The 26228-nt window shown below is 62.6% G+C and carries 24 protein-coding genes; 16 read left to right on the forward strand and 8 right to left on the reverse strand.

What is annotated here, in order from left to right; translation table 11 throughout:
* Window positions 1-75 precede the first annotated feature (75 nt).
* From CXQ82_RS11965 to CXQ82_RS11985, 5 genes are all read right to left on the reverse strand, one after another.
* The gene (locus CXQ82_RS11965; RefSeq protein WP_101269122.1) at window positions 76-1599 is read right to left on the reverse strand and encodes an FAD-dependent oxidoreductase; all 1524 of its coding nucleotides are present in this window, start codon (window positions 1597-1599) and stop codon (window positions 76-78) included.
* 10 nt (window positions 1600-1609) lie between these two features.
* Window positions 1610-4063, reverse strand: a complete 2454-nt coding sequence (locus CXQ82_RS11970) for a TonB-dependent siderophore receptor (protein ID WP_101269124.1) — start codon at window positions 4061-4063, stop codon at window positions 1610-1612.
* A 194-nt stretch (window positions 4064-4257) separates the two neighbouring features.
* Complete coding sequence (locus tag CXQ82_RS11975; RefSeq protein WP_101269126.1) at window positions 4258-5088, reverse strand: TauD/TfdA family dioxygenase; 831 nt, start codon at window positions 5086-5088, stop codon at window positions 4258-4260.
* A gap of 92 nt (window positions 5089-5180) precedes the next feature.
* Window positions 5181-6764 (reverse strand): rhodanese-related sulfurtransferase, encoded by a 1584-nt coding sequence (locus CXQ82_RS11980; RefSeq protein ID WP_101269128.1) that lies wholly within the window; start codon window positions 6762-6764, stop codon window positions 5181-5183.
* Entirely contained in the window at window positions 6761-7372 is a 612-nt protein-coding gene (locus CXQ82_RS11985; protein ID WP_101269130.1) for a cysteine dioxygenase, read from the reverse strand. Before CXQ82_RS11985 ends, CXQ82_RS11980 begins: the two co-directional genes overlap by 4 nt.
* Window positions 7373-7589: 217 nt before the next feature.
* On the opposite strand from CXQ82_RS11985, the gene CXQ82_RS11990 reads away from it, so the two are divergent.
* The gene (locus CXQ82_RS11990; RefSeq protein WP_101269132.1) at window positions 7590-8495 is read left to right on the forward strand and encodes a LysR family transcriptional regulator; all 906 of its coding nucleotides are present in this window, start codon (window positions 7590-7592) and stop codon (window positions 8493-8495) included.
* Between the two features lie 120 nt (window positions 8496-8615).
* Window positions 8616-9410 carry a class II aldolase/adducin family protein gene (locus CXQ82_RS11995; RefSeq protein ID WP_101269134.1) on the forward strand — a complete coding sequence of 265 codons (795 nt, stop codon included), beginning with the start codon at window positions 8616-8618 and terminating at the stop codon, window positions 9408-9410.
* Window positions 9411-9571: 161 nt separating this feature from the next.
* Here the strand turns inward: CXQ82_RS11995 and CXQ82_RS12000 are convergent, their stop codons facing one another.
* Window positions 9572-10654, reverse strand: a complete 1083-nt coding sequence (locus CXQ82_RS12000) for an LLM class flavin-dependent oxidoreductase (protein WP_101269136.1) — start codon at window positions 10652-10654, stop codon at window positions 9572-9574.
* Between the two features lie 273 nt (window positions 10655-10927).
* On the opposite strand from CXQ82_RS12000, the gene CXQ82_RS12005 reads away from it, so the two are divergent.
* The 3 genes from CXQ82_RS12005 to CXQ82_RS12015 all read left to right on the forward strand — a co-directional run bounded on the left by CXQ82_RS12005 (window position 10928) and on the right by CXQ82_RS12015 (window position 13212).
* A complete protein-coding gene (locus tag CXQ82_RS12005; protein ID WP_101269138.1) occupies window positions 10928-11749 on the forward strand; it encodes an ABC transporter permease in 822 nt (273 codons plus the stop codon).
* Window position 11750: 1 nt separating this feature from the next.
* Window positions 11751-12509: an ABC transporter ATP-binding protein gene (locus CXQ82_RS12010; RefSeq protein ID WP_101269140.1), complete on the forward strand. Its 759-nt coding sequence runs from the start codon at window positions 11751-11753 to the stop codon at window positions 12507-12509.
* Between the two features lie 82 nt (window positions 12510-12591).
* The gene (locus CXQ82_RS12015; RefSeq protein ID WP_256581897.1) at window positions 12592-13212 is read left to right on the forward strand and encodes a hypothetical protein; all 621 of its coding nucleotides are present in this window, start codon (window positions 12592-12594) and stop codon (window positions 13210-13212) included.
* Here the strand turns inward: CXQ82_RS12015 and CXQ82_RS12020 are convergent.
* Window positions 13164-13496 (reverse strand): hypothetical protein, encoded by a 333-nt coding sequence (locus CXQ82_RS12020; RefSeq protein ID WP_101269141.1) that lies wholly within the window; start codon window positions 13494-13496, stop codon window positions 13164-13166. The genes CXQ82_RS12015 and CXQ82_RS12020 overlap by 49 nt on opposite strands.
* The gene (locus CXQ82_RS12025; protein WP_256581898.1) at window positions 13493-13732 is read right to left on the reverse strand and encodes a phosphomannomutase; all 240 of its coding nucleotides are present in this window, start codon (window positions 13730-13732) and stop codon (window positions 13493-13495) included. The genes CXQ82_RS12020 and CXQ82_RS12025 overlap by 4 nt, the downstream gene beginning before the upstream one ends.
* Before the next feature lie 299 nt (window positions 13733-14031).
* Between CXQ82_RS12025 and CXQ82_RS12030 the strand changes: the two genes are divergently transcribed.
* The 11 genes from CXQ82_RS12030 (at window position 14032) to CXQ82_RS12080 (ending at window position 26225) form a co-directional block, all read left to right on the forward strand.
* On the forward strand, window positions 14032-14472 hold the full coding sequence (locus CXQ82_RS12030; RefSeq protein WP_101269145.1) for a low molecular weight protein-tyrosine-phosphatase: 441 nt from the start codon (window positions 14032-14034) through the stop codon (window positions 14470-14472).
* A 41-nt stretch (window positions 14473-14513) separates the two neighbouring features.
* Window positions 14514-16733 (forward strand): polysaccharide biosynthesis tyrosine autokinase, encoded by a 2220-nt coding sequence (locus CXQ82_RS12035; protein ID WP_101269147.1) that lies wholly within the window; start codon window positions 14514-14516, stop codon window positions 16731-16733.
* Between the two features lie 24 nt (window positions 16734-16757).
* Complete coding sequence (locus CXQ82_RS12040; protein WP_157832154.1) at window positions 16758-18053, forward strand: lipopolysaccharide biosynthesis protein; 1296 nt, start codon at window positions 16758-16760, stop codon at window positions 18051-18053.
* Window positions 18050-19228 carry an O-antigen ligase family protein gene (locus CXQ82_RS12045; protein ID WP_101269153.1) on the forward strand — a complete coding sequence of 393 codons (1179 nt, stop codon included), beginning with the start codon at window positions 18050-18052 and terminating at the stop codon, window positions 19226-19228. Before CXQ82_RS12040 ends, CXQ82_RS12045 begins: the two co-directional genes overlap by 4 nt.
* Window positions 19225-20388 carry a polysaccharide pyruvyl transferase family protein gene (locus CXQ82_RS12050; protein WP_101269155.1) on the forward strand — a complete coding sequence of 388 codons (1164 nt, stop codon included), beginning with the start codon at window positions 19225-19227 and terminating at the stop codon, window positions 20386-20388. The genes CXQ82_RS12045 and CXQ82_RS12050 overlap by 4 nt, the downstream gene beginning before the upstream one ends.
* Window positions 20385-20936, forward strand: a complete 552-nt coding sequence (locus CXQ82_RS12055) for a putative colanic acid biosynthesis acetyltransferase (RefSeq protein ID WP_101269157.1) — start codon at window positions 20385-20387, stop codon at window positions 20934-20936. The genes CXQ82_RS12050 and CXQ82_RS12055 overlap by 4 nt, the downstream gene beginning before the upstream one ends.
* A 14-nt stretch (window positions 20937-20950) precedes the next feature.
* Window positions 20951-21910, forward strand: a complete 960-nt coding sequence (locus CXQ82_RS12060) for a nitroreductase family protein (RefSeq protein ID WP_157832155.1) — start codon at window positions 20951-20953, stop codon at window positions 21908-21910.
* 1 nt (window position 21911) lies between these two features.
* Complete coding sequence (locus CXQ82_RS12065; RefSeq protein WP_101269161.1) at window positions 21912-22847, forward strand: glycosyltransferase family 2 protein; 936 nt, start codon at window positions 21912-21914, stop codon at window positions 22845-22847.
* Between the two features lie 68 nt (window positions 22848-22915).
* Window positions 22916-24037, forward strand: coding sequence for a GDP-mannose 4,6-dehydratase (gene gmd, locus CXQ82_RS12070; RefSeq protein ID WP_101269163.1), 1122 nt, complete (start codon window positions 22916-22918; stop codon window positions 24035-24037).
* A gap of 2 nt (window positions 24038-24039) precedes the next feature.
* Window positions 24040-25017 (forward strand): GDP-L-fucose synthase, encoded by a 978-nt coding sequence (locus CXQ82_RS12075; RefSeq protein ID WP_101269165.1) that lies wholly within the window; start codon window positions 24040-24042, stop codon window positions 25015-25017.
* The gene (locus CXQ82_RS12080; protein WP_101269169.1) at window positions 25017-26225 is read left to right on the forward strand and encodes a glycosyltransferase WbuB; all 1209 of its coding nucleotides are present in this window, start codon (window positions 25017-25019) and stop codon (window positions 26223-26225) included. The genes CXQ82_RS12075 and CXQ82_RS12080 overlap by 1 nt, the downstream gene beginning before the upstream one ends.
* Window positions 26226-26228: the final 3 nt, after the last annotated feature.

Raw genomic sequence — 26228 nt, forward strand, 5'->3', positions numbered from 1 at the left:
AGTGCGCAGCGCTCCCGCTTTTTTGGGGCTGCTGCGCCGCCCAACGGGAGCAAGCTCCCTTGCCACAGGGGACGTTCATTGGCTGGACACAAGTGGATCGAAGCGCGCTTGGACCTGCGCCACGCCGGACAGCCGCAAATGCCCGTCATACCGCGGGCTCTGCACCGGTGTGTCGCTGCGTTGATGCATGCCGCGACTCTCCTTGCGCAGGGCGGCGGCGGTGTAGCACCAGCGGGCGGTGGCGGCCATGGCGGCGGTTTCGCGGGCGCGCAGAGGGTTGTCGGCGGCGGGTGTGCCGGCGCTGACCTGGTCCCAGATGTTGTCCAGCTCACGCAGCGAATGTTCCAATTGGTTGCCTGAGCGAAACAGGTTTTTGTCCAGCGGGTGGACTTCGGCCTGGATGCGTTGAATCAGCCCGGCGCCATCGCTCGCTGCGCCGTCAAAGCCACGCACTACGCCGTGATACGCTATTTTCTGGCGTGCCAGCTGCGCGGCGCCACGCCCGGCCCATTGTCCGGTGGACAGCGCCCACGCCGAGTTCTGCGCGCCGCCGCCGGAGGTGGCGCCGGCAATCGGTTCGCGGCTGGCGGCATCACCTGCGGCGAATACGCCGGGCACGCTGGTCTGGCAATCGTCGTCGATCAGCCGTAAACCGCCGACACCGCGGATGGTGCCCTCGGGGTGCAAGGTCACGCCAAACCGCTCGCGATACGGGTCAACCCCGCGCCGAGCGAACGGCAGCATCAGGTTGGGCTGGATGCTCGGCAGTTGCGCGCGGATATCCGCCGGCACCCGGTTGAGGCGGCAATACACCGGGCCATTGAGCAGCGCCCGGGCCAGGTCCTCGGTAAACGCAGGGCCGGTGGCGATCCCCAGCGGGCGGTCCGCCGCGTCGAAGTACTCGCCAAAGCTGTACACCATCGAGCGGGTCATGCTGCTGCCGGCGGCGGCAATGCAGTAGTAGTTGGAAAACTCCATGCCCGACAGCTCAGCGCCGGCTTCGGCTGCCATCAGGTAGCCGTCGCCGGTGTTGGTGTGGTTGCCCAGCAGGCGCGACAGGAACGCACAACCACCGGTGGCCAGCACCACCGCGCCGGCGCGGATCAACCAGTTGCCCCCGGCCTGGCGCCGCCAACCCCGTGCACCGACGACTGTGCCGTGGTCGTCACGCAGCAGTTCCAGGGCGGGGTGGTGATCGAGAATGGTCACGCCGATGTCGAGTACCCGACGGCGCAGGCCGCGCAGGTATTCCGGGCCGCGCAGGCCGCGATACTGAGTCACGCCCTGGTCGTTCTGCGGGAACGCGTAATAGTCGCGCAGCCCTGGCAGGCTGGTCCAGGTGGTGTCGATGGCGCGGGCCATCCAACGCGCATCGGCCAGGCCATACGCGCTGCCCAGGCGTTTGTCGATGGCGGCCGCGCGGTCTTCGGGCGGTACCCACCAATGGCCAGGGCCGGCGGTGGCGGTCACGCCACTGGTGCCGCAGTAACCCTTGTCCACCAGGATCACCTTGACGCCTTCGCGGGCGGCGGCGATGGCGGCCCAGGTGCCGGCCAGACCGCCGCCGACGATCAATACATCGCACTTCAACTCGGTCATCACCCAGGCCTCAAAAGTTGTACGCCAGGCGCGTGTAGTAATACGCACCACCGAAGCCGAACGGCGAGAATTGCCCGTACTCATAGCCACCGGCCCAGTCCTTGATGCCCTTTTTATCCGGGTACACGTTGAACAGGTTGTTGGCGCCCAGGGCCACGGTAAAGTGCTTGGTGATGTCGTAGGCCGCATCGACATCGCTGATCCATTTGGCACTGAATTTGCGGTCGTTGATCGGGTTGTTGTCGCCCTCGATGTAGCTGCCGAAGCGGGTCAGGGCCAGGTTGAGGGTGTAGGCCGTCACCTTCCAGTTGGCCGCCAGGATCAGCTTGGATTGTGGCGTGGCGACGGTCAGGTCCTTTTGCAGGCGCCGGTCGAAGATCTGGTAGTTGGAGCCCAGGCTGGCGAGCGCGGGTGGGGTGTCTTGGAGCTTTTCGATCTTGGTCTGGTTCCAGTTGTAGGCCAGGCTCCAGCGCACTTGGCCGTATTGGTCCAACTGCTGGCGGTACTCGTTGATGATGTCGACGCCACGGGTGCGGGTGTCGACGGCGTTGGTGTAGTACTGCGCGTACAGCCCCGGCGACAGGCCGTTGGCGACCAGGATCTGCGACACCGCCGGCCCGCCGAGCAGGCTGGTGGAAACGATGCGGTCACGGATGCCGATCTGGTACAGGTCGGTGGTCAGCCGGTAATTCTGCGTGGGTTCGTAGGTGAAGCCGAAGCTGTAGTTCAGCGACTTCTCGGGCTTGAGTTTTTCCGCGCCCAGGGCCTGGGCTTCGGCGGTGTCCACCGGCAGCACCTTGACCGGCACCGACACCTGCTGGCCGTTGATCACGCCGCCGGAGGTGAAGGTGGACGAGGCATAAATCGTCTGCGCCAACGACGGCGCGCGAAAGCCATTGTTGATGGTGCCGCGCAGGGCGAATTCGGGGGTGAGCTTGAAACGCGTCGACAACTTGCCGCTCCAGGTGCTGCCGATGTCCTGGGTGTAGCGCTCGTAGCGCGCAGCAGCGCCGACGTACCAGCGGTCGGTCACGTCCAGGCCCAGGTCGAGGTAACTGGCGACGTTGCTGCGGCTGATCTCGCCGGCATCCGCGGTGCTGGTGCCGTTGTAGGAGGCCAGGCCGGGCAGGGGTGTTTGCCCGGCGAACGGACCGCTGGGCAGTACATAATTGCCGGGCGTATAGGAGGCATAGTCACCGGCCTCGATCTGGTATTTCTCCCAGCGGTACTCAAAGCCGAACGCGGTTTGCAGCGGATGGTCCAGGCCGATGTCGAAGCTGCGGCTGAGGTCGAGGTTGTTGGTCCACTGGTCAAAGATCTGCGAGGCCAGGTTGAAGGAGGTCGGGCTGCTGGGGCCGAGTGACGGGTTCAACGTGTTGTTGGCGTTGAGGGTGGAATCGTCTTCGCCCCAGGTGGAGCTGATGTCGTAGTCCCAGCCGCCGACGAGCCCCTTGAAGCCGCCCGCCACCTGGAAGTCCTTGGTGCGGTTGCGTCGTTGGGCGTGAATGCCGTCGGGGTAGGGCGTGTTCGGATCGCCGGCCAGCGAGGTGATTTCGTTGGGGCGGTAGTTGCCGGTGACCTTGGTGGTTTCCATGTAGCTGGCGGTGGAGAACGAGTAGAACTTGAGGTCGTCCTGCAACGGTAATTCGAGGTTGTAGCTGGCGTTGGTGACCTTCTCCCGGCCCAGGCCGTAGCTAGGGTTCCAGCCGTGGCGGTTGACACTTTGGTCGCGGCTGTCGGGGTTGGCGGCGGTGCCATAGAGCCGGCCGGTGGCGCTGCCGGTGCGGTTGAAAGGTTCCTGCTCCTTGCTGTCCAGCGCCAGGTTGGCGAAACCGTCGTTGGGCAGTGCCAGGCCGTAGTTGACGGTCTGGTGCACGGTGTCACCGTCACCTGCGCCGTAGCGGCCGAAGGAGGTTTCGGCGCTGCCGCCGCTGTCGTTTTCCTTGAGGATGATGTTGATCACCCCGGCAATCGCATCCGAGCCATATTGCGCGGAGGCGCCGTCGCGCAGCACTTCGATATGGTCGATGGCGGATACCGGGATCAGGTCCAGGTTGACCGGCACCGCCGCCGTGCCGATGCGTGCCAGGTTATTGATCAGCGCGGTGTTGTGGCGGCGCTTGCCATTCACCAGCACCAGCACCTGGTCCCCCGACAGCCCGCGCATGGTCACCCCGCGCACCGACCATGAAGTGCCGCCGCCGTTGATCGCTGGCAGGTTGAACGACGGCAGCAGGCGCGCGAGCAACTCCTTGAGGCCGACCTTGCCGCTGGCTTGCAACTGTTCGGCGCTGATCACGTCGATGGGCGAGGGGCTGTCAGCGACAGTGCGGGCCTGGTTGCCACGGTTGCCGGTGACCACCACGGTACCCAGGGTTTTGTCGCTGTCTTCGGCTTGGGCCGGGACGGTAACGGCGAGCAGGCTCAGCGCGGCTGCGCAGTATTGAATGCGAAATGGGGGCATGGAGCAGATTCCTGAAGACGATAAAACGCCGCTACCCCGCCTGTGGTTGCGACCCCCTGTGGGAGGGGGCTTGCCCCCGATAGCAGAGTGTCAGCCACAGGTGTTGTGACTGATGCACCGCCATCGGGGGCAAGCCCCCTCCCACAGGGGATCGCAACCCACAGTGGGATCAGTGTTGAACTTTGAGAAAGTGCTCAGGCCGCGTTGGCAGCCCTGACCCGATGCGGAATATCGTCGTAGGCAATCAGTACCCGTTCCATACGGCGCGGGTAGTCGCCGTAGTTGTAGACGGGGTAGTGCAGGGTCGAGCGGTTGTCCCAGAACGCCACGGAACCCGGCCGCCATTTGAAGCGCACCTGGTGTTCCGGCTTGTTGAATTCCAGCAGCAGACGGTCGATCAGTTGCTTGCTTTGCTGGGGTGTCCAGCCGATCACCGAGGGGTTCTGCGAGAAGTTGATGAACAGGCCGTCTTCCCCGGTTTCCGGGTGGGTGCGCACCAGCGGGTGGGCGAGGATCGGGTAGTCGTAGCCAACCTTGTCCAGGGACTTCTTGAAGTCGTGGACCACATGGAGGTCATCGATTTCGGCGCGCAGCTCATCCGGCAGCGCGCGGTACACGGCGCCGGTGTCGGCCCACAGCGTATCGCCGCCGACTTCCGGCAAATCCACCGCACGCAGCACGGCGCCGAGGGTGGGTTGCAGCAACCAACTGGTGTCGGTGTGCCAGCGCCCGCTGATGCGCGGGCCGTAGAGCTTGCGCTCGTCCTGGGCTTCGATCAGATGGGCCTGCGGGCGCGTAGGGTCGTTCTGTTGAGTGGTGGGGTGCACATACAGCTCTCCGAATTCCTTGGCGAAGGCGATCTGCTGTTCGGTGTTGATGTCCTGCTCGCGAAAGAACAGCACTTTGTGCTTCAGCAGCAGGTTGCGCAGCTGGTCGCGCAAGGCTGGGGTCAGTGGTTCGCGCAGGTCGATGCCGGCGATTTCGGCGCCGAGGGTGGGTTCCAGGCGGGTGATTTGCAGGGGCATGCGGGTGTCCTCTCGTGTGTGGGTTCAGCCTCCGCCTGGAGAGGGGTCGGATGTGGGGCCTGCACCCAGGGTGGGTGCAGGTAGGTCATGGATCAGATCACATAGAAACCATGGGTGCCGTCGCGGGCCAGTTGGTCGACCAGGCCGAATTCCCAATCCAGGTACGCCTGCATGGCTTCCTTGGGGTTATCGGTGCCCTCGTAGGGCCGGCGGTAGCGGTCGATGCGCGGGGAGGCGAGGTGGGTTTCACCTTCTTCCAGCGGCAGTTGCGCGTTGATCCAGCCGGCCGTGCCGTCTTGCAGCAGGAACACTTGTTTGCCGGTGATGGCTTCAACTTCAGCCACCGCCAGGCGTGCCAATTGGCTGCTGCCACAGGTCAGCACGTAGCGTTGGGCGGCCGGCACCTTGGCCAGGGCCGCGGGCAGTTGCGCACGCAGGGCCCACCAGGCGCCGGGGATATGGCGTTTTACGTAGTTGGCGCTGGCGGTGAAATCCAGCACCACGGTGTCGCCATGGGCCTGCCATTCGGCGAGGGTGTGCGGGCTGATCAGTTCGGCCTGGGGCGGGGCGGGCACCGGGGCAACCCAGGCGCCTTTTTCGCTGAAGTGCGTGGCTTGCAGGTCGTCCAGCACGTGCACGTCCCAGCCCAACTGGGCCAGCCAGGAGGCCGACATATTTGCGCGCACACCGTCGTCATCCGCCAGCACCAGGCGCGCACCGCGCACGCTGGCGACATGGTCGGTTTCCTGCACCAACTGACCGCCCGGGGTGGAGCGTGCCCCAGGCAGGTGGCCGGCATCGAATTCCTCTGGGGTGCGCACATCGAACAGGTAGGTGGTGCGGTTCGTTTCCTGCTGCCAGCGCTGCAGGTCAGTGAGCGTTGCGCGGCCGACGCGGGCCTTGTCGGCGACGCGGCGTGCATCTGCGGCGGCGACTTGGCGATGTTCTTCCGAGGTCGGGGCAAAGCGGCGCGACTGGCCATGGGCGAGTTTTTGCCCGGCCAATGTCCAGCCGATGGTGCCGTTACGCAGGGCCGATACCGGGTTAGCCACGCCGGCGTTGATCAGCGATTGGGTGCCGATAATGCTGCGGGTGCGTCCGGCGCAGTTGACGATGATGCGCGTGGCCGGGTCGGGCGCCAACTCGCGGGCGCGCAACACCAGCTCGGCACCGGGCACGCTGATACCGGTGGGGATACTCATGGTCTGGTATTCGTCGAAGCGGCGGGCGTCGAGCACCACCACATCGGCCTGGCTGTCGAGCAGTGCCTGCACCTCTTCGGCGGCCAGGGACGGCGTGTGACGCTCGCTCTCGACCAACTCGCCAAACGCCTTGCTCGGCACATTCACATCGATAAACAGCTCGCCACCGGCGTTGCGCCAACCTGCCAAGCCATCTTCCAGCAGGGCGACGTCGGTGTAACCCAAGGCTTGCAAGCGGTCGGCCGCACGCTGAGCGAGCCCCTCGCCGTTGTCGTACACAGTGACCTGGGTATCCCGCCGTGGAATGCGTGAATACACCTCCAGCTCCAGTTTGGACAACGGGATATTCGCGGCAAACAATGGGTGCGATTCGGCAAACGGTGCTTCTTCGCGCACGTCTACCAGGGCGACTTCTGCACGGTCCAACAGGGCCTGGCGAATCTGGGCGAAGCTTCGGGTCGATACGGTGCTCATAGGGCAGGGCTCTTTTCTTTGGACAAATCCCAGATATTCGGGAGGAAGGCGTTGGAATAACCGGAAATAAACAGTTTCTCGCTGCCATCGGGCTGGTACACCGCGCGGCGCACGGCACCGATATTGGCGCCGTAGACATGGATGCTGATGGACACCTGGTCGCTGTGGGCATTGCTCACCTGATGGATATCGCCGACCTTGGGCGACACCGCCTCGACTTGGCCCGGCACCAACTCGATGGGCTTGCCTTCAGCCACCAGGCTGCCGTCGGGCGCGCGCTCGAAGCCTTGGGAAAACTCCGCGCCGCGCAACATGCCGATCAGCCCCCACACCCGGTGGTCATGAATCGGCGTGCTTTGCCCCGGCCCCCACACAAAGCTGACGATGCTGAAGCGCTGGCGCGAATCGGCATGCAGTAGAAATTGCTGGTAGCGCTCGGGGTTGGGCTGGGCAAATTCATCGGGGAGCCAGTCATCATGGCTGACCAGTTGCGCCAGAAGCTTGCCGCCACGGTGCAACAGGTCGCCTTCACGCGGGTTGCCGTCAATCAATTCCGCCAGGGCGCCTATAAAGGCTCTGAGTCTCTCGGGGTGTCGGGCCTGGGTCATGGCACTTCCATCGTGTGGTCGCAGTTGATGGGTTTATCTAAGCATAATGTTTATAGTTAATATGCTATTTTTTAATGATTAGCTTATAGCTGAAGGTAATTTAGAACCGGTCTGCATAGCGTTAGACGTTATCGATCGCAGCGCGGGCTATCCAGACAGCGTTCCTGCAACTATGCTTCGCACACATCTTAATGACTGTTCTCTATGTGCGGCCCAAATGAAAATTGACGATATCGATGCCTTTGTCGAAGTGATTCGTTGCCAGTCCATCAGCCATGCCGCCGAGTCGTTGCAACTGACCCAGCCGGCCATTACCCGCCGCGTGCAGAACTTCGAGCAGGCGCTGGGAGTGGAGCTGTTCGACCGCAACACCAAACCGCTCAAGCCTACGCTGATCGGCACGCGCGTTTATGAGCAATGCCGGTTGATCCTGCGTGAGATGGATGCCCTGCGCGAGCTGGTGGCCACCGATGCACCGCCCACCGGCCTGTTGCGCCTGGGTGTGCCGCAAACTATTGGTGATGTGGTGTTGCTGGATGCGCTCAAGCACCTGCGTACTGAATACGCCGACTTGCGCGCCCAGGTCGCCACCGGCTGGGGCAGCCAGTTGGTGGGCAAGATCGAGCGCGGTGAGCTGGATGCCGCGGTGGCGTTGTTCCCAGCGGGCAAGATATTCCCGGATAACGTAGTGGGCGAGTCCATTGGCAAGATGGAATTGGTGGTGGTCTGCGCCAAGGCTCAACTGCCGAAAAAGCCCTGCAAGCTGGCCGACGTGTACCAGAGCGGCTGGATCCTCAACCCGGATGGCTGCGGCTTCCGCGCTGGCCTGCAACGCACGTTGTCGGACCAGGGCCTGGCGTTGCGGGTCAACCTGGAAACCTTCGGCACCGAGTTGCAATTGGGCCTGGTGGCGGACGGCCTGGGCCTGGGCCTGGTACCACGCCCGTTGCTGGAACGTAGCGCCCATCGCGAGCAACTGGCGGTGATGCCGCTCAAGGACTTCAAGCCGGTGATGGACCTGTGGCTGATCTACCCGCATTTCCTCGGCAACCTGCAGGGGCCGGTGGATGCGTTTGGCAAACTGGTGGCGGATTCGCTGCACAAGATTCGCAACGCGGCATAAGGGCTGTTTCTGATATAAAAAAATATAATAATTAGCTTAGATTAAAATGTGCTTTTTATTATTTTTTTGCATCCCCTAGGCTTACCTGGAAGTCCTTAAGGCCATCCAGGAAGTTTTGCCATGAGCAGCGTCACCTCGATCTCCAGCGTTTCCAACAATGTTCGCCAGCGCGTTACTCCAGAAGAATGGGAAGTGCGCGTCAAATTGGCCGCCGCTTATCGCCTGGCGGCCTTGTACAAGTGGACCGACCATATCTACACGCACTTTTCCGCCCGCGTGCCGGGCCCGGAAGAGCATTTCCTGATCAACGCCTTTGGCTTGTTGTTCGATGAAATCAACGCCTCCAACCTGGTCAAGGTCGACCTCGACGGCACCATCGTCGACGACCCTACCGGCCTGGGTATCAACTACGCCGGCTACGTGATCCACAGCGCCATCCACGGTGCGCGTCATGACCTGCAAGCGGTGTTGCACACCCATACGCGTGACGGCATTGCGGTGTCGGCGCAGAAGGACGGCTTGCTGCCGATCTCCCAGCACTCGATCGCCTTTTCCGGGCGCGTGGCGTACCACGGTTATGAAGGCATCGCCCTCGACCTGGACGAGCGTGAGCGGCTGGTGGCGGACCTGGGTGACAAGAGCGTGATGATCCTGCGTAACCATGGCTTGCTGACCGCAGGTATCAGCGTCGAGCATGCCTTCCAGCAACTGCAAGGCCTGGAGCGCGCGTGCAATATCCAGATCGCGGCGCAGGCGGCGGGGAATGCGGAGTTGGTGTTTCCGCCACACGAGGTGGTGGCGAAAGTGGAAGAACAGGCTAAGGCGCACAGCAGCGGTGAAGGCCCCGGCGTAGCGCGGCATTGGAATGCGTTGATCCGGCAGTTGGAGCGCAGTGATAGCGACTACAAAAACTGATCCAGGACCAAATGAAGATCAAAATGTGGGAGGGGCGGTGCGACGATTCGACTTGCCCCCGACAGCGGACTGTCAGTCACAATACCTATGACTGATCCACCGCCATCGGGGGCAAGTCGAATCGTCGCACCGCCCCTCCCACAATTGTTTTGCAGTGTTCTTTAGGCCACTTGTTTGGCCTGCTCGCGCTCTGCGATCAACTGGCGGGTGAGCGGAATCAGCTTCTTGCCGTAATCGATCGCATCATTGAGCGGATCAAAGCCACGGATCAGGAAGGTGGTAATCCCCAGATCGTAATAATCCACCAGCGCTTCAGCCACTTGCTCGGCCGTGCCCACCAGCGATGTCGAGTTACCTTGCGCGCCCAGCAAACCGGCAATCCCGGTCCATAAACGCTTGTCCAACCGCGAGCCCTGCGCCGCCGCCGCCAGCAACCGGCGTGAGCCTTCATTCGGCGGTTCACGCCGTACAAAACCGTTCTTCTCGGCCAGCGCGGTGGCTTGCTGCAGGATGCTGTCCGCGCGCGCCCACGCCAGTTCTTCGGTCTCGGCGAGAATCGGCCGCAGCGACAAACTGAAGCGAATCGTGCGCCCGTGCTTGGCCGCCTCGGCGCGCACCTGGGTCACGATTTCGCGTACCTGCTCATAGGTTTCGCCCCACAGCGCATACACGTCGGCGTGTTTGCCCGCCACTTCAATCGCAGCCTTGGAAGAGCCACCGAAGTACAGCGGGATATGCGGCTGCTGCGGCGACTTCACCGTGGAGTGCGCGCCTTCGACCTGGTAGTAGGTGCCGGCAAAATCGAACGGCTGTTCACTGGCCCATTCCTGGCGCACCACGCTCAGGTATTCGTCGGTACGCGCATAGCGTTCGTCCTTGCCGATATGGCTGCCATCGGCGCGCAGTTCACGGTCATCGCCGCCGGTGATGATATGCACGGCGGTGCGCCCGCCGTTGAACACATCCAGGGTGGCAAACTGACGTGCAGCCAGGGTGGGCTGGGCAAAACCTGGGCGGTGGGCGATCAGAAACTGCAGCTTCCGGGTCACGCTGGCGGCATGGGAGGCGATCAGCGTGCTGTCCGGGCTGTTGGAGTGGAAGGCCACCAGGGCGCGGTCGAAACCGGCTTCTTCGTGGGCGCGGGCCACGGTTTCCACGTAGTCCGGTTGCAGGGTAGGGCCGCTGCGCGGGTGGATCTCGGAAGCGTGGTGGCCGCCGATGTAGCCGATGAATTCAATGCTCATGGTCTGTCCTTATCGTGTTCGCGGTTAACACCTCCGCCGGGCAAGGGGTCGGTTATTCGCGTCCAAAGTAGGGGCAGGGCCAGGGCCTGTAAAATGCCGATTGGTTCTAACCTAATTATTAAAAAGTAGAATCATGTATTTGCCTGTGTATCAGTAATTTGCATGTTGAATGCATTAGGTTATTCCTATAAAGACTTTCACTGCGGTTTTTTATGCGCTTAGCATCAAACCATAACGGCGCTCCCGGCCGTGTCTTTTGAGAAAGGAAGCCTGATGTCCGAGACGTTCTCCATCAATAAAGCCGAGAGCCGCCCGAGCGCGGTGCGCAACTGGCGCACCCCGGACGTGCTGCTGCGGCTGGCCAGCCCCATCGTCCTGTTGCTGCTGTGGGAGCTGGCTTCGCAACTGGGCTGGATTCCTTCACGGGTGATCGCCGCGCCTTCGCAGATCGGCGGCACCTTGTGGGCGATGATCGTGTCCGGGGAGCTGGGCAAGCACCTGCTGGTGTCCCTGCAACGCGCGTTGTTCGGCTTGAGTATCGGCGTCAGCCTCGGCGTGGTGGCGGCGTTGATCAGCGGCCTGTCGAGGCGCGGCGAGGTGATCCTCGATTCGCCGATGCAGATGCTGCGCACCATCCCGTCCCTGGCCCTGGTGCCGCTGTTTATCCTGTGGTTCGGCATCGGCGAGTTCACCAAGATCGCGCTGATCGTGACCGGCACCACCTTCCCGGTGTACCTCAACCTGTTCGCCGGCATCCGCAATATAGACCCCAAGCTGATCGAGGCGGCCAACACCCTCGGCCTCAACCGCCGCGAGCTGATCTGGCATGTGATCCTGCCGGGTTCATTGCCATCGTTTTTTGTCGGCCTGCGCTATGCCCTGGGCATCTCGTGGTTGGCCCTGGTGTTTGTCGAGCAGATCAACACCACCGCCGGCATTGGCTTCCTGGCCAGTGATGCGCGCGACTTTATGCGCACCGACGTCATCGTGATCTGCCTGCTGATCTACAGCGTGCTCGGCCTGTTGATCGACGGCCTGATCCGCACCCTCGAACGCTTCGCCCTGGCCTGGCGCCCATCTTTTGTGAGGAACTGATATGCCTATGAGTGAAGCGCCGGTGCAGCTGCGTAACGTGGTGCGCCAGTTTGGCCAACAACGGGTCATCGATGGCCTGGACCTGGACATCGCCCCCGGCGAGTTCGTGGCCTTGCTCGGGGCCAGCGGTTCGGGCAAGACCACCTTGCTGCGCAGCCTGGCTGGGTTGGACAGCATCGACAGCGGCCAACTGCGCGTGCCCACGGCGCGGGCAGCGGTGTTTCAGGAGCCGCGCCTGATGCCGTGGAAGCGCGCCTGGAAAAACGTGATTCTCGGCCTGCGGGTTCCCGACGCGAAAAACCGCGCGGTGCAAGCCTTGACCGAAGTCGGCCTGGCGCACCGCCTGGACGCTTACCCGGCAACCCTTTCCGGCGGCGAGGCGCAGCGCGTGGCCCTGGCTCGCGGCCTGGTGCGCGAGCCCAAGCTGCTGCTGTTGGACGAGCCTTTCGCCGCCCTCGACGCCTTGACCCGCATCAAGATGCACCGACTGATCATTGAACTGTGGCGCAAGCACACCCTGGCGGTGTTGTTGGTGACCCACGATGTGGATGAGGCGATCCTGCTGGCCGACCGCGTGATCGTGTTGGCCGATGGCAAGATCGCCGAGCAACTGCGCATTGATCTGCCCCGAGCACGGGACACCGGCCAGGAGGGGTTCCAGGCTATCCGCGCACGCCTGCTGGGCCTGCTCGGTGTGGCGGTGGAGACCCCGAACGTACGGCCGGCGGCGACCAATCTGCGGCGCGTGGCCCAGGGCTGAAGCCTGACCGTCGATAACGTTGTAATTTGCCCTGGCCTGAGGTCTGATGGGCGCCGAAACGGGCGCGTCAGGGTGGGGCACTATGCGGGCAGAACTTGCGCACTATGGCGGTATTACCGTGATGATTCCGGCCGCGATCATCATTGCCGTATGGCTAAGGTATTCCAACCCTTGGGCATTGCGCGCGTGGGTCATGACCGTCGGTATTACTTATTCGATTGTTGCGTTCAGCAAGTTGTTATTCAAAGGCTGGGGCGTAGCGTTTCAATACGTGGACATCGCCGTACTTAGTGGACATGCGATGAACACGTGCCTGATGTTAACGGTGGGGTTGAGTCTGGTCGCGCGTCAGTTCAACTCGGCGCTGCGTTGGCCGGCGGCATTGGCGGGTGTATTGATCGGTGCGTGGTTCAGTGCCTATTGTGTCGCGCCTTATATCCACCCACTGAATGAAGCATTGGCCGGGGCGACACTGGGTGTACTGGCGGCCATTACGTTTTTATGGCGAATCGAACCCGCCGAGGTCAAGGTGCCCCCGGCATTCATTGGCGGCGGCCTGGTGCTCTTGCTCGCCTGCGCACTGGTGCCCAAGTACAACGCCGAAGGGCTGCTCAATCGTGTCGCGGTGAGCCTGTCCGGTGCCGAACAGGCGCATCAGGAGCCCTCCTGGCGGTTGGACGCGGCACACAGGAAGGCTGAGTAAGTCGCCAGGTCCAGCGCCAGGTTGCTTTCGACCATCAACTCCAGCAACAGCGTCTGCGCATTGAAACGCCGCACATCACCCCGGCGGTGCGCGCCCTGCATCTGCTTGAACAACGCATGGGTGATTTGCAGGGCAGAGCTGCCCTGCAGCTGGTCCAGCCAACGGCCAATGGCCTGGGTGTTGCGCTGGTACTGCGCACCCGAGGCCGGTTCGCCAAAGCCTTCGAACATCCCCGTCAGCTTTCTTAGCGCATAGCCGCGTCGCACGTCGCCCAACAGGCTCATGGGCGTTCCTCGGCGCCGGAGATATTCGCCAGCAGTTCGGCGGTCTTGACCTGCATGAATTGGCGGTCGCCGCGACTTTCCACGCACAGGCACACCGACAATGCATCGCTGACCTGCAATTTGAAGCGCCAATCGGCGAAGACCATGGACAGCCCTGAGCAGGACTCGTCGCTGTCCAGGGAGTTGTCGGCATACAGCACATTTATGCGCTCGACAACACGGGTCGAATTATTCACCTCGACATGAATATTTCCTGAAGAAGGAAATAGGCCAATACGCTCTACCAATAACTTTGACATGTTCATGGCCGTGCCTTCGTTGTTGCATTCAAGTGGCACTTTATTATGCGAAGGTGGAAAAGTACTCGAATGTTATTTTTAGTCGGTTAATACCGTCGCTGTTATTTTTTGTCCTACGCGATAGATGGTCGATGTTTATCGGCTGTGGTCATAATCGCCCCGTCGTTAGTTGTAGAAACTTAAATAAGGTCGTCCCTTTTGCCGATGAATAAGTGTGCGGTGCGTGGGAGGTTGCCTTGTTCAGAAAGATACTGATTGTCTGCATCGGCAATATTTGCCGCAGCCCTACGGCGGAGTACTTGCTGGGCGCCGCACTGGCGCCCTCCGGGATCCAGGTGAGTTCGGCCGGCTTGGCCGCCCTGCGTGACCATCCGCTGGAGCCGACGGCCGGGCAGGTACTGCTGGAACACGGGCATGCGCCCCGCGCGCACAAGGCGCGGCAACTCGACGCCGGCGCCGTGAGCGAGGCTGACCTGATCCTGGTGATGGAGCAGCGGCACATCGACGGCGTGCTCAACCTGGCTCCCGAGGCGCGGGGCAAGGTGTTCCTGTTGGGCAAGTGGCAGCACGACCGCGAAATCACGGACCCCTATCGCCAGGGCAAGCCTGCCTTTGTGCAGGCCTATGCATTGATCGAACAGGCCGCACAGGCCTGGGCCCAGCGCCTGGCGCGCTGACGCTCCCTCTTTAAATGATTGCAAGGACGAAGACGCGATTTATGTATTCACCCCAGAACGCTTCCCCGGACACCCCCCACCGTGACGAGATCGATGTGCTCGGCATGCTCGGCACGCTGATCGATCACAAATGGCTGATCGCAGGGGTTACTGGCACCTGCATGCTGATCGGCGCGGCCTACGCGATCCTGGCGGCGCCGGTGTTCCAGGCGAATGCGTTGATCCAGGTGGAACCGAAGAAGAATGACATGCTCGGCTTCTCCGACGTCAGCAGCCTGCTGGGCAAGGAGTCGCCGGCGGTGACCGAGATCGAACTGATCAAGTCACGCACCATTATCGGCAAGACCGTCGATACCCTGGCGCTGGATATCACCATTACCCCACAGCATTTTCCGTTGATCGGTGGCTTCCTCGCGCGGCGTTACGTGCCTGAACACAGCGGCGATATCGCGCCGCCGCTGCTGGGTTTCAGTCGATGGTCGGCGGGTGGCGAGCGCCTGGTGTTAAGCACATTGAATCTGCCGGCTGCGCTGCTCGGTACCTCTCTGGTGCTGGTGGCGGGCGAGGGCCAGGCTTACGGTTTGTTTGACGAAGATGGCCAGCAGATCGCTGCGGGCCATGTTGGCGAGCCATTTGCCGCGAACGGCGTCGAGGTGTTGATCAAGGAGCTGCGGGCCAACCCTGGCGCGCATTTCAAGATCGTGCGCAAGCCGCGCCTGGATGCAGTGGCGGACTATCAGGACCTGCTCACCGTGATCGAGCGCGGCAAGGAGTCGGGGATCATCAGCCTTTCCCTGGAAAGCACGCGACCGGCCCTGGCGGTGCGCACGCTGACGGAAATTTCCAACCTCTATGTAAAGCAGAACGTCGACCGCACCTCGGCCGAAGCAGCGCAGAGCCTGTCGTTCCTCAACGACCAGTTGCCCCAGGTGCGGCGCGACCTGGAAAAGGCCGAGAACGCCCTGAACCGCTTTCAGACCCGCAGCAAATCCATCGACATCAGCCTGGAAGCCAAGGCGGTGCTCGACCAGGTGGTGGCCTTGGACACGGGTATCTCCGAACTCAAGCTGCAACAGGCCGAGATGGATCGCAAGTTCACGCCCCAGCACCCGGCTTACCGTGCATTACTGGCAAAACTGGCTGAATTGAATGCCAAGCAGGCGCAGATGACCAAGCGTGTCGAGGGCCTGCCGAGCACCCAGCAGGAGTTGCTCAGCCTGACCCGCGACGTGCAGGTGGGCACCGAGATCTACACCCAGTTGCTCAACCGTTCCCAGGAGCTGGACGTGATGCGTGCGGGCACCGTGGGCAACGTGCGCCTGATCGACAGCGCCGACGCCAACCTGAGTAAACCGGTGGAGCCGCGCAAGGTGATTGTGGTGCTGCTGGCGATGCTGCTCGGTGGCATGTTTTCGGTGGGCCTGGTGCTGGTGCGCAGCCTGCTCAACCGTGGCGTGGAAACCCCGGATGACATCGAGAAACTCGGCCTGCCGGTGTATGCGTCGATTCCGTTCAGCCTGTTGCAAAAGTCCGAGGAGATCAACGCTGCCAAATCTCGCTCCAGCGCACCGACGCTGTTGGCCATCAATCACCCCCATGACCTGGTGATGGAGGCCATGCGCAGCCTGCGCACCAGCCTGCATTTCGCCATGCTCGAGTCGAAGAACAACCGGCTGATGATCACCGGCCCGAGTCCCGAGGTGGGCAAGACGTTTGTCTCGGCCAACCTGGCGGCCATCGTCGCGCAGTCGGGCCAGCGCGTGCTGCTGATCGATGCCGATATGCGCAAGGGCTACCTGCACAAGATGCTCGGCCAGGCGGTGGAAGCCGGGCTGTCCGACCTGCTGGTCAAGCGCTGCGACCTGCAGGAAGCGATTCACCCGACCGCGGTGGAGCGCTTCGATTTCATCGGCCGCGGGCAGATTCCGCCCAACCCGTCGGAACTGCTGATGCACCCCAATTTTGCCGCGTTGCTGGAAGAGGTCAGCGAGCGTTATGACCTGGTGATCATCGACACACCGCCGTTGCTGGCAGTGACCGACGCGGCGATTGTCGGGCGTCAGGCCGGCACCAGCTTGTTGGTTACACGTTTTGGCGTGAACTCGGCGAAGGAAATCGAGCTGACCCTGCGGCGCTTTTATCAGAACGGCATCGAGCTCAAGGGCGCGATTTTCAATGGCGTGGAGAAACGCCGGTCCGCCAGTTATGGCTATGGCGACTACGGCTATTACAGCTACGCCTACCAGTCCGACAAGGCCTGATGACCCATGGATAAGGTGCTTGAAATGCCCCGGTCGTTGGCGCGCCGTTTTCGCCTCAACGTGCTGAGCTATGGCTACACCCAACTGGTGACGCTGGCCGCGCAACTGGTGCTGGTACCGTTCTTTTTGCATGCCTGGGGCACAGGGCGCTATGCCGATTGGCTGGTACTCACCGGCATCCCGTCGATGCTCAGCCTGCTCGACCTGGGGGTGGCCCAGGCCTCTGCCACCAGCGCCACCTTGCGCGCCAGCCAGGGTGATGTGGCGGGTGCGCGGCGCAGTGTGCAGACCGCGCTGGCCTTTACCCTGGCCGTGGTTGCGCTGGTGCTGGTGTTCGCCCTGACGTTGGGCCAGTGGCTCGATTGGGTGGCATTGCTCAAGCTCAAGACTCTGGCGCCCGAGCAGGCCAGCCTGGTGGTGCTGTTCATGTCCGGCTATTTGTGTACGCGCCTGTTGGGTGGGCCGATTGACGCCTGGTTCCGTACCATCGACCGGACCGTCGGCGGGGTCTTTATCATGGCCAACCGCAGGACCCTGGACATCGTGTTGTCCATCGGCGTGCTGCTGCTCGGTGGTTCCGAGCTGCAATTGGCCCAAGGGATGTTCTTCAGCCAGGTGCTGTTCCTGCTGCTGGTGACCCTGTTCGTACGGCGCATTTCACCCTGGCCGTTATTGGGGCTGGCGGCGGCGTCGTGGGCTGAGTTTCGCGCTATCTGGAAACCGGCGGTGGGCAGTGCAGCGATCCCGCTGGCGCAAGCGATTACCTTGCAAGGCGGCCTGCAAGTGCTCAACCAGATTGCCGGCCCGGCGGTGGTGGTGGGTTACACCATGGCGCGCACGCTGATGCGGCTGATCATCCAACTGGGCATCACCTGCAGCAACGCCCTCACGCCGGAAATCTCGCGGCTGGCCGGGCGCGGCGAGTTCGAGCAGGCGCGACGGTTTACCCAGCGCGCCAGCTCGTTGGTGCTGAGCCTGTGCGTGCTGGTGTATGCCGCCGGTATCTGGGGCGGGCCGCAGGTCATCACGCTGTGGAGCCATGGCCTGGTGCAGGTCGACCGCCTGTCATTGGCACTGATCGGCGCCCATACGATCCTGAATGTGGCCTGGTTCATCCTGGCGGCGATGTTGATTTCCACCAACCGCCACACCGGTACGTCGCTGATCTACGCCTTGAGCAGCCTGGCGGCCTTGCTGCTGTGGCTGGCGTGCAAGGCACTGATCGACCCGTTGCTGGGCGCATCACTGTTGCTGGCGTTGCCGGAACTGGTGGTGCTGGTGTACCTGCGGTTGATCCGTGTCAGCGAGGTGGGCCCATGATGTTGTCCCAGGCGCGCCTCACGCTCTACTTGCCGCTGACGTTTTTTGCCTTGCCCCTGGCGCTGAGCAACAACCTGTCGCAGCCGTTGGCGCTGCTGTTGTTGCTGCCGTTTGTGGTGTATGGGCTGCGCGGGTTGACCAGGGCGCTGCCGTTGCTGGCGCTGGTGGTGGCGTCGAGTGTGCTGCAGGTGCTGGTGAGCAGCGGCGCGAAAATTTCGCTGTATCAGTTCCTGCGTTCGGGCATTCCGTTTTTGTATTTTGTGCTGCTGTTGGCCGGGTACAGCCATGTGCTCGCCCATGTCGAAAAAATCGCCCGTGCTCACAGCCGCAATTATCGGCGCATCCTTGAGCGGGCCATCTATGTTTTTGCGCTCGGCCAGTTGTTGCAGGTCAGCCTCTACGGAGTGGGTATCGACCTGACCAACGCCGCCTCCAAGTCCAGCGACGAAGTGGGGCGGATCATGTTGTTCCCCACCAGCTCGGCGGTGTTGCTGTTTTTCTATGCCTGCTGCCAGCGCAAGATCGGCTTGATGCTGATTCTTGCGGTGACGCTGTTGGCGGCGGGCTCCAAGACCATCCTCGCAGCCATGGCGGTGATGATCCTGCTGTCGGCGATCACCCAGCGCAAGCTCAAGTCGCTCGCAGTGCTGGTGGTGGCCATCGGCGCGCTGGGCACGCTGACGTTCTATGCCAGCCCCTTGGCGGTGTCGCGCTTTGCCACCTACCTGTTCGAGGAGAAGGGCGAGGACGTGACCCGTGCATTCGAGATCGCCCATGCCAAGGAGTCGTTTCTCGACAACCCCGCCACCGTGTTCCTCGGCAATGGCCTGGCCAAGCAGCTGACCCCTGGCGTGCCGACCAATGACGAGCGTTGGTTCGAGAACTCCAAGTTCGATATCGAGAACGGCTACTGGGGCGTGACCGCCAAGCTGGGGGTCATCGGTGTGGGGCTGTTCGGCCTGCTGTTCAGCGGCTTGCCGCGCAACCCGGTGTCGCTGGCGGTGGTGGCGATCCTGCTGATTTTCTCGTTCAAGACCAGCTACCAGTTCTTCACCACCTTTGATGGCAGCTATTTGCTGGTGTGGTCGATGTTCATCGGTTTGCTCAACAAAGCCGCGCCTGCACGCCAGGCGGCCCCTCTTACACATTTCTTATCAAGACAGGCTGGATCATGAGCGCATCGGCACGCCCCGTCAGGGCCGGGATACTGACCTACCACTTCAGCGAGAACTTCGGCGCCGTACTGCAAGCCTATGCCTTGCAGCGCTGGCTGCAGCAGCAGGGCTTGCAGGTAAGCCTGATCAACTACCACCCGGCCTACGTGGAGGATGGCAGCGAGATCCGCCAACTGTTCAACCCGCGCCAGCTCAAGGCCAACCTCAAGGCGCTGTACCTCAAGGCCCTGGCGTTGAAAACCCGGGTACTCGGGCCGAATGCCCAGTCGCGCCAGTTCCAGGCGTTCAAGGCACGCTTCCTGAATATCCAGGAACCGCGTTACGCCCACGCCGACCAGCTCAACCAGGCTGTCGCCGGCCAGCAGTTGCTGGTGGCGGGCAGTGACCAGATCTGGAACCCGTCGGGCCAGACCGGCCTGGACCCTGCGTATTTCCTGGCGTTTGACTGCGACAAGGCGATTCGACGCATCTCCTACGCCGCCAGTTTCGGCAAGGAATACCTGGAGCCCGAATACCATGCCGAAGCCGAGGGCCTGCTCAAGCAGTTAGCGGCGATCAGCGTACGCGAGGAAAGTGGCGTGGGCATCGTGCAGCAGGTGGCAGGGCTGGCGGCCCAGTGCGTCCCCGACCCGACGCTGTTGCACCGCGACTATTCGGCGCTGCTCGCCACAGCCACTCAGACCCGCACCGGCCATGTGTTCTGCTACGCGCTGCGTACCGGCGTGGGCGTGCGCGAAGTGGCCCAGGCGCTGTCGCACCATGTGGCCGGGCCGATTGTCTCGCCCTACAACGCGCATCGGCGCTGGCGGCAGATCGGGCAGACCGTGCAGGTCGGCCCGCAGGATTGGCTCAAGCTGCTCAAGGACAGCGCCTACGTGGTGACCAACTCGTTCCATGCCACGGTGTTCGCGATCATTTTCGAAAAGCCGTTCATTGCCGTGGGCCTGCCAGGCACCAAGGCCTCGCTGAACGCCCGCGTGCGCAACCTGCTGGAAAAGTTGCAACTGTCCCAGCGCTTCCTGCCGGCGGATAACGCCGACCAGGTGCAGGCCCTGATCGCCGCGCCTATCGACTGGGTGGCGGTGCGCGCCCGGCGCCAGGCGCTGCAGCAGGTGGGCGAGCGCTACCTGCTGGACCAGCTGGCGGCGCTGCAGCCATGAGCGATTTCGCCCAACTCAAGTATGTCGACACCTTGCCCCGCAGCGACAAGGCGCGCCGCCTGTTGTGGAGCCTGGTCTATCAACTGCTGTTTCGCCCCACGCCGCGCTGGATGCTGCATGGCTGGCGGCGTTGGCTGCTGCGCTGCTTTGGCGCCAAGGTCGGCGTGGGCTGCCGGATTGCGCCCACGTGCAGCATCTGGGCGCCATGGAACCTGCAGGTAGGTGACTACACCGCCATCGCCGATGGGGTCGACGTGTACGCCATGGCCAGGATCACCCTGGGCTCCAAAGTCACCATCAGCCAACGCAGCTTCCTGTGCACCGGCACCCACGACACTCGCAGCCTGCTGCGGCCGTTGGTGACGCGGGAGATCGTGATCAAGGACCACGTATGGGTGGCCGCCGAGGCCTTTATCCATCCCGGTTGCGTGCTGGAGGAGGGCTGTGTGGTCGGCGCGCGTTCGGTGGTCACCTCGGACCTGGCGGCCTGGATGATCTGCGTCGGTGCGCCATGCCGCCCTTTAAAACCTCGAGACATCGCACTATGAAACAGGTGAAACGCATGATGGATAAGGCATGGAAGTTGATGTATTTCGTCAGCGAGTTCTTTCGCGACATGCTCAGGTTTATTCGCCACAACGGCTATTCGCCGTTGGAAAGCCGCAACAAGAAGCTGTTCTACAAGATCCTGATCGAAACCCACACCGTGGAAAAAGGCCTGTCCCTCAAGGAGCCCAAGCCACTGTTCGGCAAGGACAAGATCAACGCCATCATCCATATGCTCAACGAGTACGACCGCAGCTATTCGGCGCTGCCGCTGGAGATGGCCCTGGGTGCTTTCCAGGGCTACCTCGACCTGCACCGTACCTTGGGCATCAGCGATGATTTTGTATTTTACCTCGACGCCTACGTGGAGCACCTCAAGCGCGACGGCACTCTCGGCACGGGCGGCATCAAGCGCGCCGCGCCGTGGCTGGGCAACGGTGGGCTCGACGCCAAGGCGTTCCTGCAATCGCGCTCCAGTTGCCGCATGTTCCAGGCCGGCAAGATCGACCGCCACTTGCTGACCTCGCTGGTGGAACTGGCGCAGTCGTCACCGTCGCAGTGCAACCGCCAGTCGTCGCGGGTGCACGTGTATCAGGACCGCGCGGTGATCGCGCAATTGCTCGACCTGCAAGGCGGCTCGCGTGGGTTTGCGCAGTCGGTGGACAACCTGTTCGTGGTCACCTCGGAAGTCACCGCCTGGGGCGGCGCCGGCCAGCGCAACCAGCTGTATGTGGACGGCGCGCTGTTTTCCATGGGCCTGCTGTTGGCCTGCCATGCCAATGGCCTGGGCGCCTGCCCGCTGAACCTGGCGGTGCTCAATTCAGTCGAAAACAAGATCCGCAGCATTGGCGCCATTGCGGCCAGCGAGCGGTTGATCATGATGATCGCCGTGGGCCTGCCCCTGGAAAGCCACTTCCGCGCCGCGCGTTCACCGCGCCGGCTGACCACCGAAGTCCTGCAACTGCACGGTGGTTGAGATGAAGCGTGAAACCGTCAGCGTGATCATCCTCACCTACAACGAAAGCCTGCACATCGCCCGGGCGATCGACTCGGTGCGCGCCTTCAGCGATGAAGTGCTGGTGGTGGACTCGTTCTCCAGCGACGACACCTGTGACATCGCCCGGCGCCACGGTGCGCTGGTGGTGCAGCACGCGTTCGTCAACCAGGCGAAGCAGTTCCAGTGGGCCCTGGACCATTTGCCGATTACCGGCAACTGGACGATGCGCCTGGACGCCGACGAAATCATCGAGGCCGACCTGGCTGCCGAAATCAATGCTCGGCTGCCGGGCCTGGCCGACGATATCAGCGGCATCAACTTCAAGCGCAAGCATATTTTCATGGGCCGCTGGGTGCGCCACGGCGGCCGTTACCCATTGCGAATGCTGCGGCTGTGGCGCACGGGGCTGGGGCGCATGGAAGACCGCTGGATGGACGAGCACATCTCGGTGGCGGAGGGCCGCACCATCACCCTGGAAGGCGGGTTTGCCGACCATAACCTGCACGACTTGACCTTCTTCACCCATAAACACAACGGGTACGCCACCCGCGAAGCGATCGAAGTGCTTAACGCGCGGCTGGGGCTGTTTGCGATTCGCGATGAACTGCATACGGGGCAGAGTTCGTTGCAGGCCAAGGTCAAGCGCCTGGTCAAGAACCGTTTGTACAACCGTGTGCCGTTCACCCTGAGTTCCACCGCCTATTTCCTCTGGCGCTACATCATCCAGCTGGGGTTTCTCGATGGCCGCAGCGGCCTGGTCTATCACCTGCTCCAGGGCTATTGGTACCGCTTCCTGGTGGGCGCCAAGGTACTGGAGCTGGAAACCGCAATTGCGCATTTAAACGATAAGGAAGCCATTGTCCGGGAACTTTCAAAGTTGACCGGGCATAACTTGAACCTGCCCACACCGAAGTAACCGAGCGTTTTAACAAACACCCAAGTTTGGGTGTCGGCCTTCGCTCGCCTATCAATTGGGAGACTGACATGAACAAAGTTGCGCTCATCACCGGAATCACCGGTCAGGATGGCTCGTACCTGGCGGAACTATTGCTGGAAAAAGGCTATACCGTGCACGGCCTCAAGCGACGTTCGTCGTCGTTCAATACCCAGCGCATCGATCATATTTACCAGGACCCTCAAGCCCTGCATAAAAACCTGATCCTGCACTATGGCGACCTGGCGGACTCGTCGAACCTGACACGCATCATCCAGCAGATCCAGCCCGACGAAATCTATAACCTCGGCGCCCAGTCCCACGTCGCCGTGAGCTTTGACTCGCCGGAATACACCGCCGATGTGGATGCCCTGGGCACCTTGCGCATCCTCGAGGCGATTCGCCTGCTCGGCCTGGAAAAAAAGACCCGCTTCTACCAGGCCTCGACCTCCGAGCTGTACGGGCTGGTGCAGGAAACCCCGCAGAAAGAAACCACGCCGTTCTACCCGCGCTCGCCCTATGCGGTGGCCAAGCTGTATGCCTACTGGATCACCGTAAATTTTCGCGAGGCCTATGGGCTGTACGCGTGTAACGGCATCCTGTTCAACCACGAGTCGCCGCGGCGTGGTGAAACCTTCGTGACCCGCAAGATCACCCGCGCGCTGACCAATATCGCCCTGGGCCTGGAACAGTGCTTGTACATGGGCAACATGGACGCGCTGCGCGACTGGGGTCACGCCAAGGACTACGTGCGCATGCAGTGGATGATGCTGCAACAGGAGGTGCCCGAGGACTTTGTGATCGCCACCGGCGTGCAGTATTCGGTGCGTGAGTTCATTTGCTGGTCGGCGGCGGAACTGGGGGTGCGCTTGCGCTTCGAAGGCGCGGGCGTGGACGAAGTGGCGGTGGTCGAGCAGGTAGACGGCGACCTGGCGCCGGGCATCCTGGTGGGGGATGTGATTGTGCGCGTCGACCCGCGCTACTTCCGCCCGGCGGAGGTGGAAACCTTGCTTGGCGACCCGGCCAAGGCCAAGCGCATCCTCGGCTGGGTGCCTGAGATCAGTGCACAGCAAATGTGTGCGGAGATGGTGCGCGAAGACCTGAAAGTCGCCCAGCGCCACGCCTTGTTGCGCCTGCACGGGCATGACGCGCCGATCGCCGTGGAGAACTGAGCATGGCACGCGATCTTGATGCACGGATCTTTGTCGCCGGCCATCGTGGCATGGTGGGTTCCGCGATTGTGCGGCGGTTGTGGGCGCTGGGGTATACGCAGATTCTCACGGCCGGCCGCGATGAACTGGACCTGCTCGACCCGGCGGCGGTGCAGGCGTACTTCGCCAGGCACCGGGTGGGCCAGGTGTACCTGGCGGCGGCCAAGGTCGGCGGGATTCACGCCAACGCGACTTACCCGGCCGACTTCATCTACCAGAACCTGATGATCCAGGCCAATGTGATCCATGCCGCCCATAGCCACGACGTGCAGAAGCTGTTGTTTCTCGGCTCATCGTGTATCTACCCGGTGCATGCGCCGCAGCCGATGATCGAGGCAGTGTTGTTGGACGGCGCGCTGGAGCCGACGAACGAACCCTATGCGGTGGCCAAGATCGCTGGCATCAAGTTGTGCGAGAGCTACAACCGCCAGCACGGCCGTGATTATCGCAGCGTGATGCCCACCAACCTGTACGGGCCTGGCGATAACTATCACCCGGAAAACAGCCATGTGATCGCGGCCTTGCTGCGCCGCTTTCACGAGGCGACGCAGCGCGGTGACGACGAGGTGGTGATCTGGGGCAGCGGACGGCCCCGGCGTGAGTTCCTGCACGTGGATGACATGGCGGCGGCCAGCGTGCATGTGATGGAAATCAGCCAGGAGCGCTATCGCGAGCAGACCCAGCCGATGTGCTCGCACTTGAACGTCGGCACGGGGGTCGATTGCACTATCGCCGAGCTGGCCCAGGCGCTGGTGCGGGTCACCGGTTTCAACGGGCGCTTGCGCTTCGATGCCGGTAAACCCGACGGCGCGCCGCGCAAGCTACTGGATGTGAGCCGCATCAATGCCCTGGGCTGGGAAGCCTATGTGCCGCTTGAGGAAGGCCTGCGCGATGCCTATAACGCCTATCTCGCCGCCCTCGAACAGCCTCGGGGCCAGTGATGAAGATCCTTCTGTATGGCATCAACTACAGCCCGGAACTCACTGGCATCGGCAAGTACAGCGGTGAGCAGGCGCGCTGGATGGCGGGCCAGGGCCATGAAGTGCGCGTGGTGACGGCCCCGCCGTATTACCCGCAGTGGCAGGTGGGCGAGGGCTATTCGGCGTGGCGTTTTTGCACCGAGCAGGATGCCGGCGTGACGGTGATTCGTTGCCCGCTGTATGTGCCGCGCCAGCCCACCGGGTTGACGCGTTTGTTGCACCTGGCGAGCTTCTCTGCCAGCTCGATGCTGGCGGTATTGGCGCAACTGCGCTGGAAGCCGGACCTGGTGATCCTGGTGGTGCCCACGTTGTTTTGTGCGCCCCAGGCGCTGTTGCTGGCCAAGCTCAGTGGTGCGCGCTCGGTGCTGCATATCCAGGATTACGAGGTGGATGCGATGTTCGGCCTCGGTATCGGTGGCGGTTCGCTGTTGCGCCGCGTGGCGTTTGGCATCGAGCGCTGGCTGTTGCGGCGCTTTGACCGGGTCTCGACGATTTCCACCGGCATGCTCGACAAGGCCCGTGGCAAAGGGGTTCTTGGCAAGCGGCTGGTGTTCTTTCCGAACTGGTCGGAGACCGCGCGTTTTCGCCAGGTATCGCGCAGTCGCGCACTGTTGGAGCGCCTCGGCGTAGCCCCCGGCACACGGGTGTTGTTGTACGCCGGCAACATTGGTGAAAAGCAGGGCCTGGAGCTGATCCTCGAGGCCGCACAGGCCCATGCCGAGCGTGCGGACCTGGTATTTCTGATCGTCGGGCAGGGCACCGGCAAGGCGCGCTTGCTCGAGCGTGTAGAGCATGCCGGCCTGCGCAATGTGCTGTTTGCGCCGTTGCAAGCCTATGACGCTTTACCGGCACTGCTGGCCTCGGCCGACGCGCACCTGGTGATCCAGAAACGCGGGGTGGCCGACGCGGTATTGCCCTCCAAGCTCACCAATATCCTGGCGGTGGGCGGCAACGCCATCATCACCGCCGACCCCGGCACCACCCTCGGCCGCCTGTGCGAGGAACACCCGGGCATTGCGGTGTTGATTGAGCCGGAGTCGGTCGCGGCCCTGAACGCGGGGATCGAGCGGGTGTTGGCATTGCCGCCGCGCAATGAAGTGGCGTTGAACTACGCCAAGGAGTTCCTCGACAAGGAACGCATTCTGCAACGTTTTCTGGCACAGGTTTGACGG

It is taken from the genome of Pseudomonas sp. S09G 359, from assembly GCF_002843605.1.
Taxonomy (GTDB): domain Bacteria; phylum Pseudomonadota; class Gammaproteobacteria; order Pseudomonadales; family Pseudomonadaceae; genus Aquipseudomonas.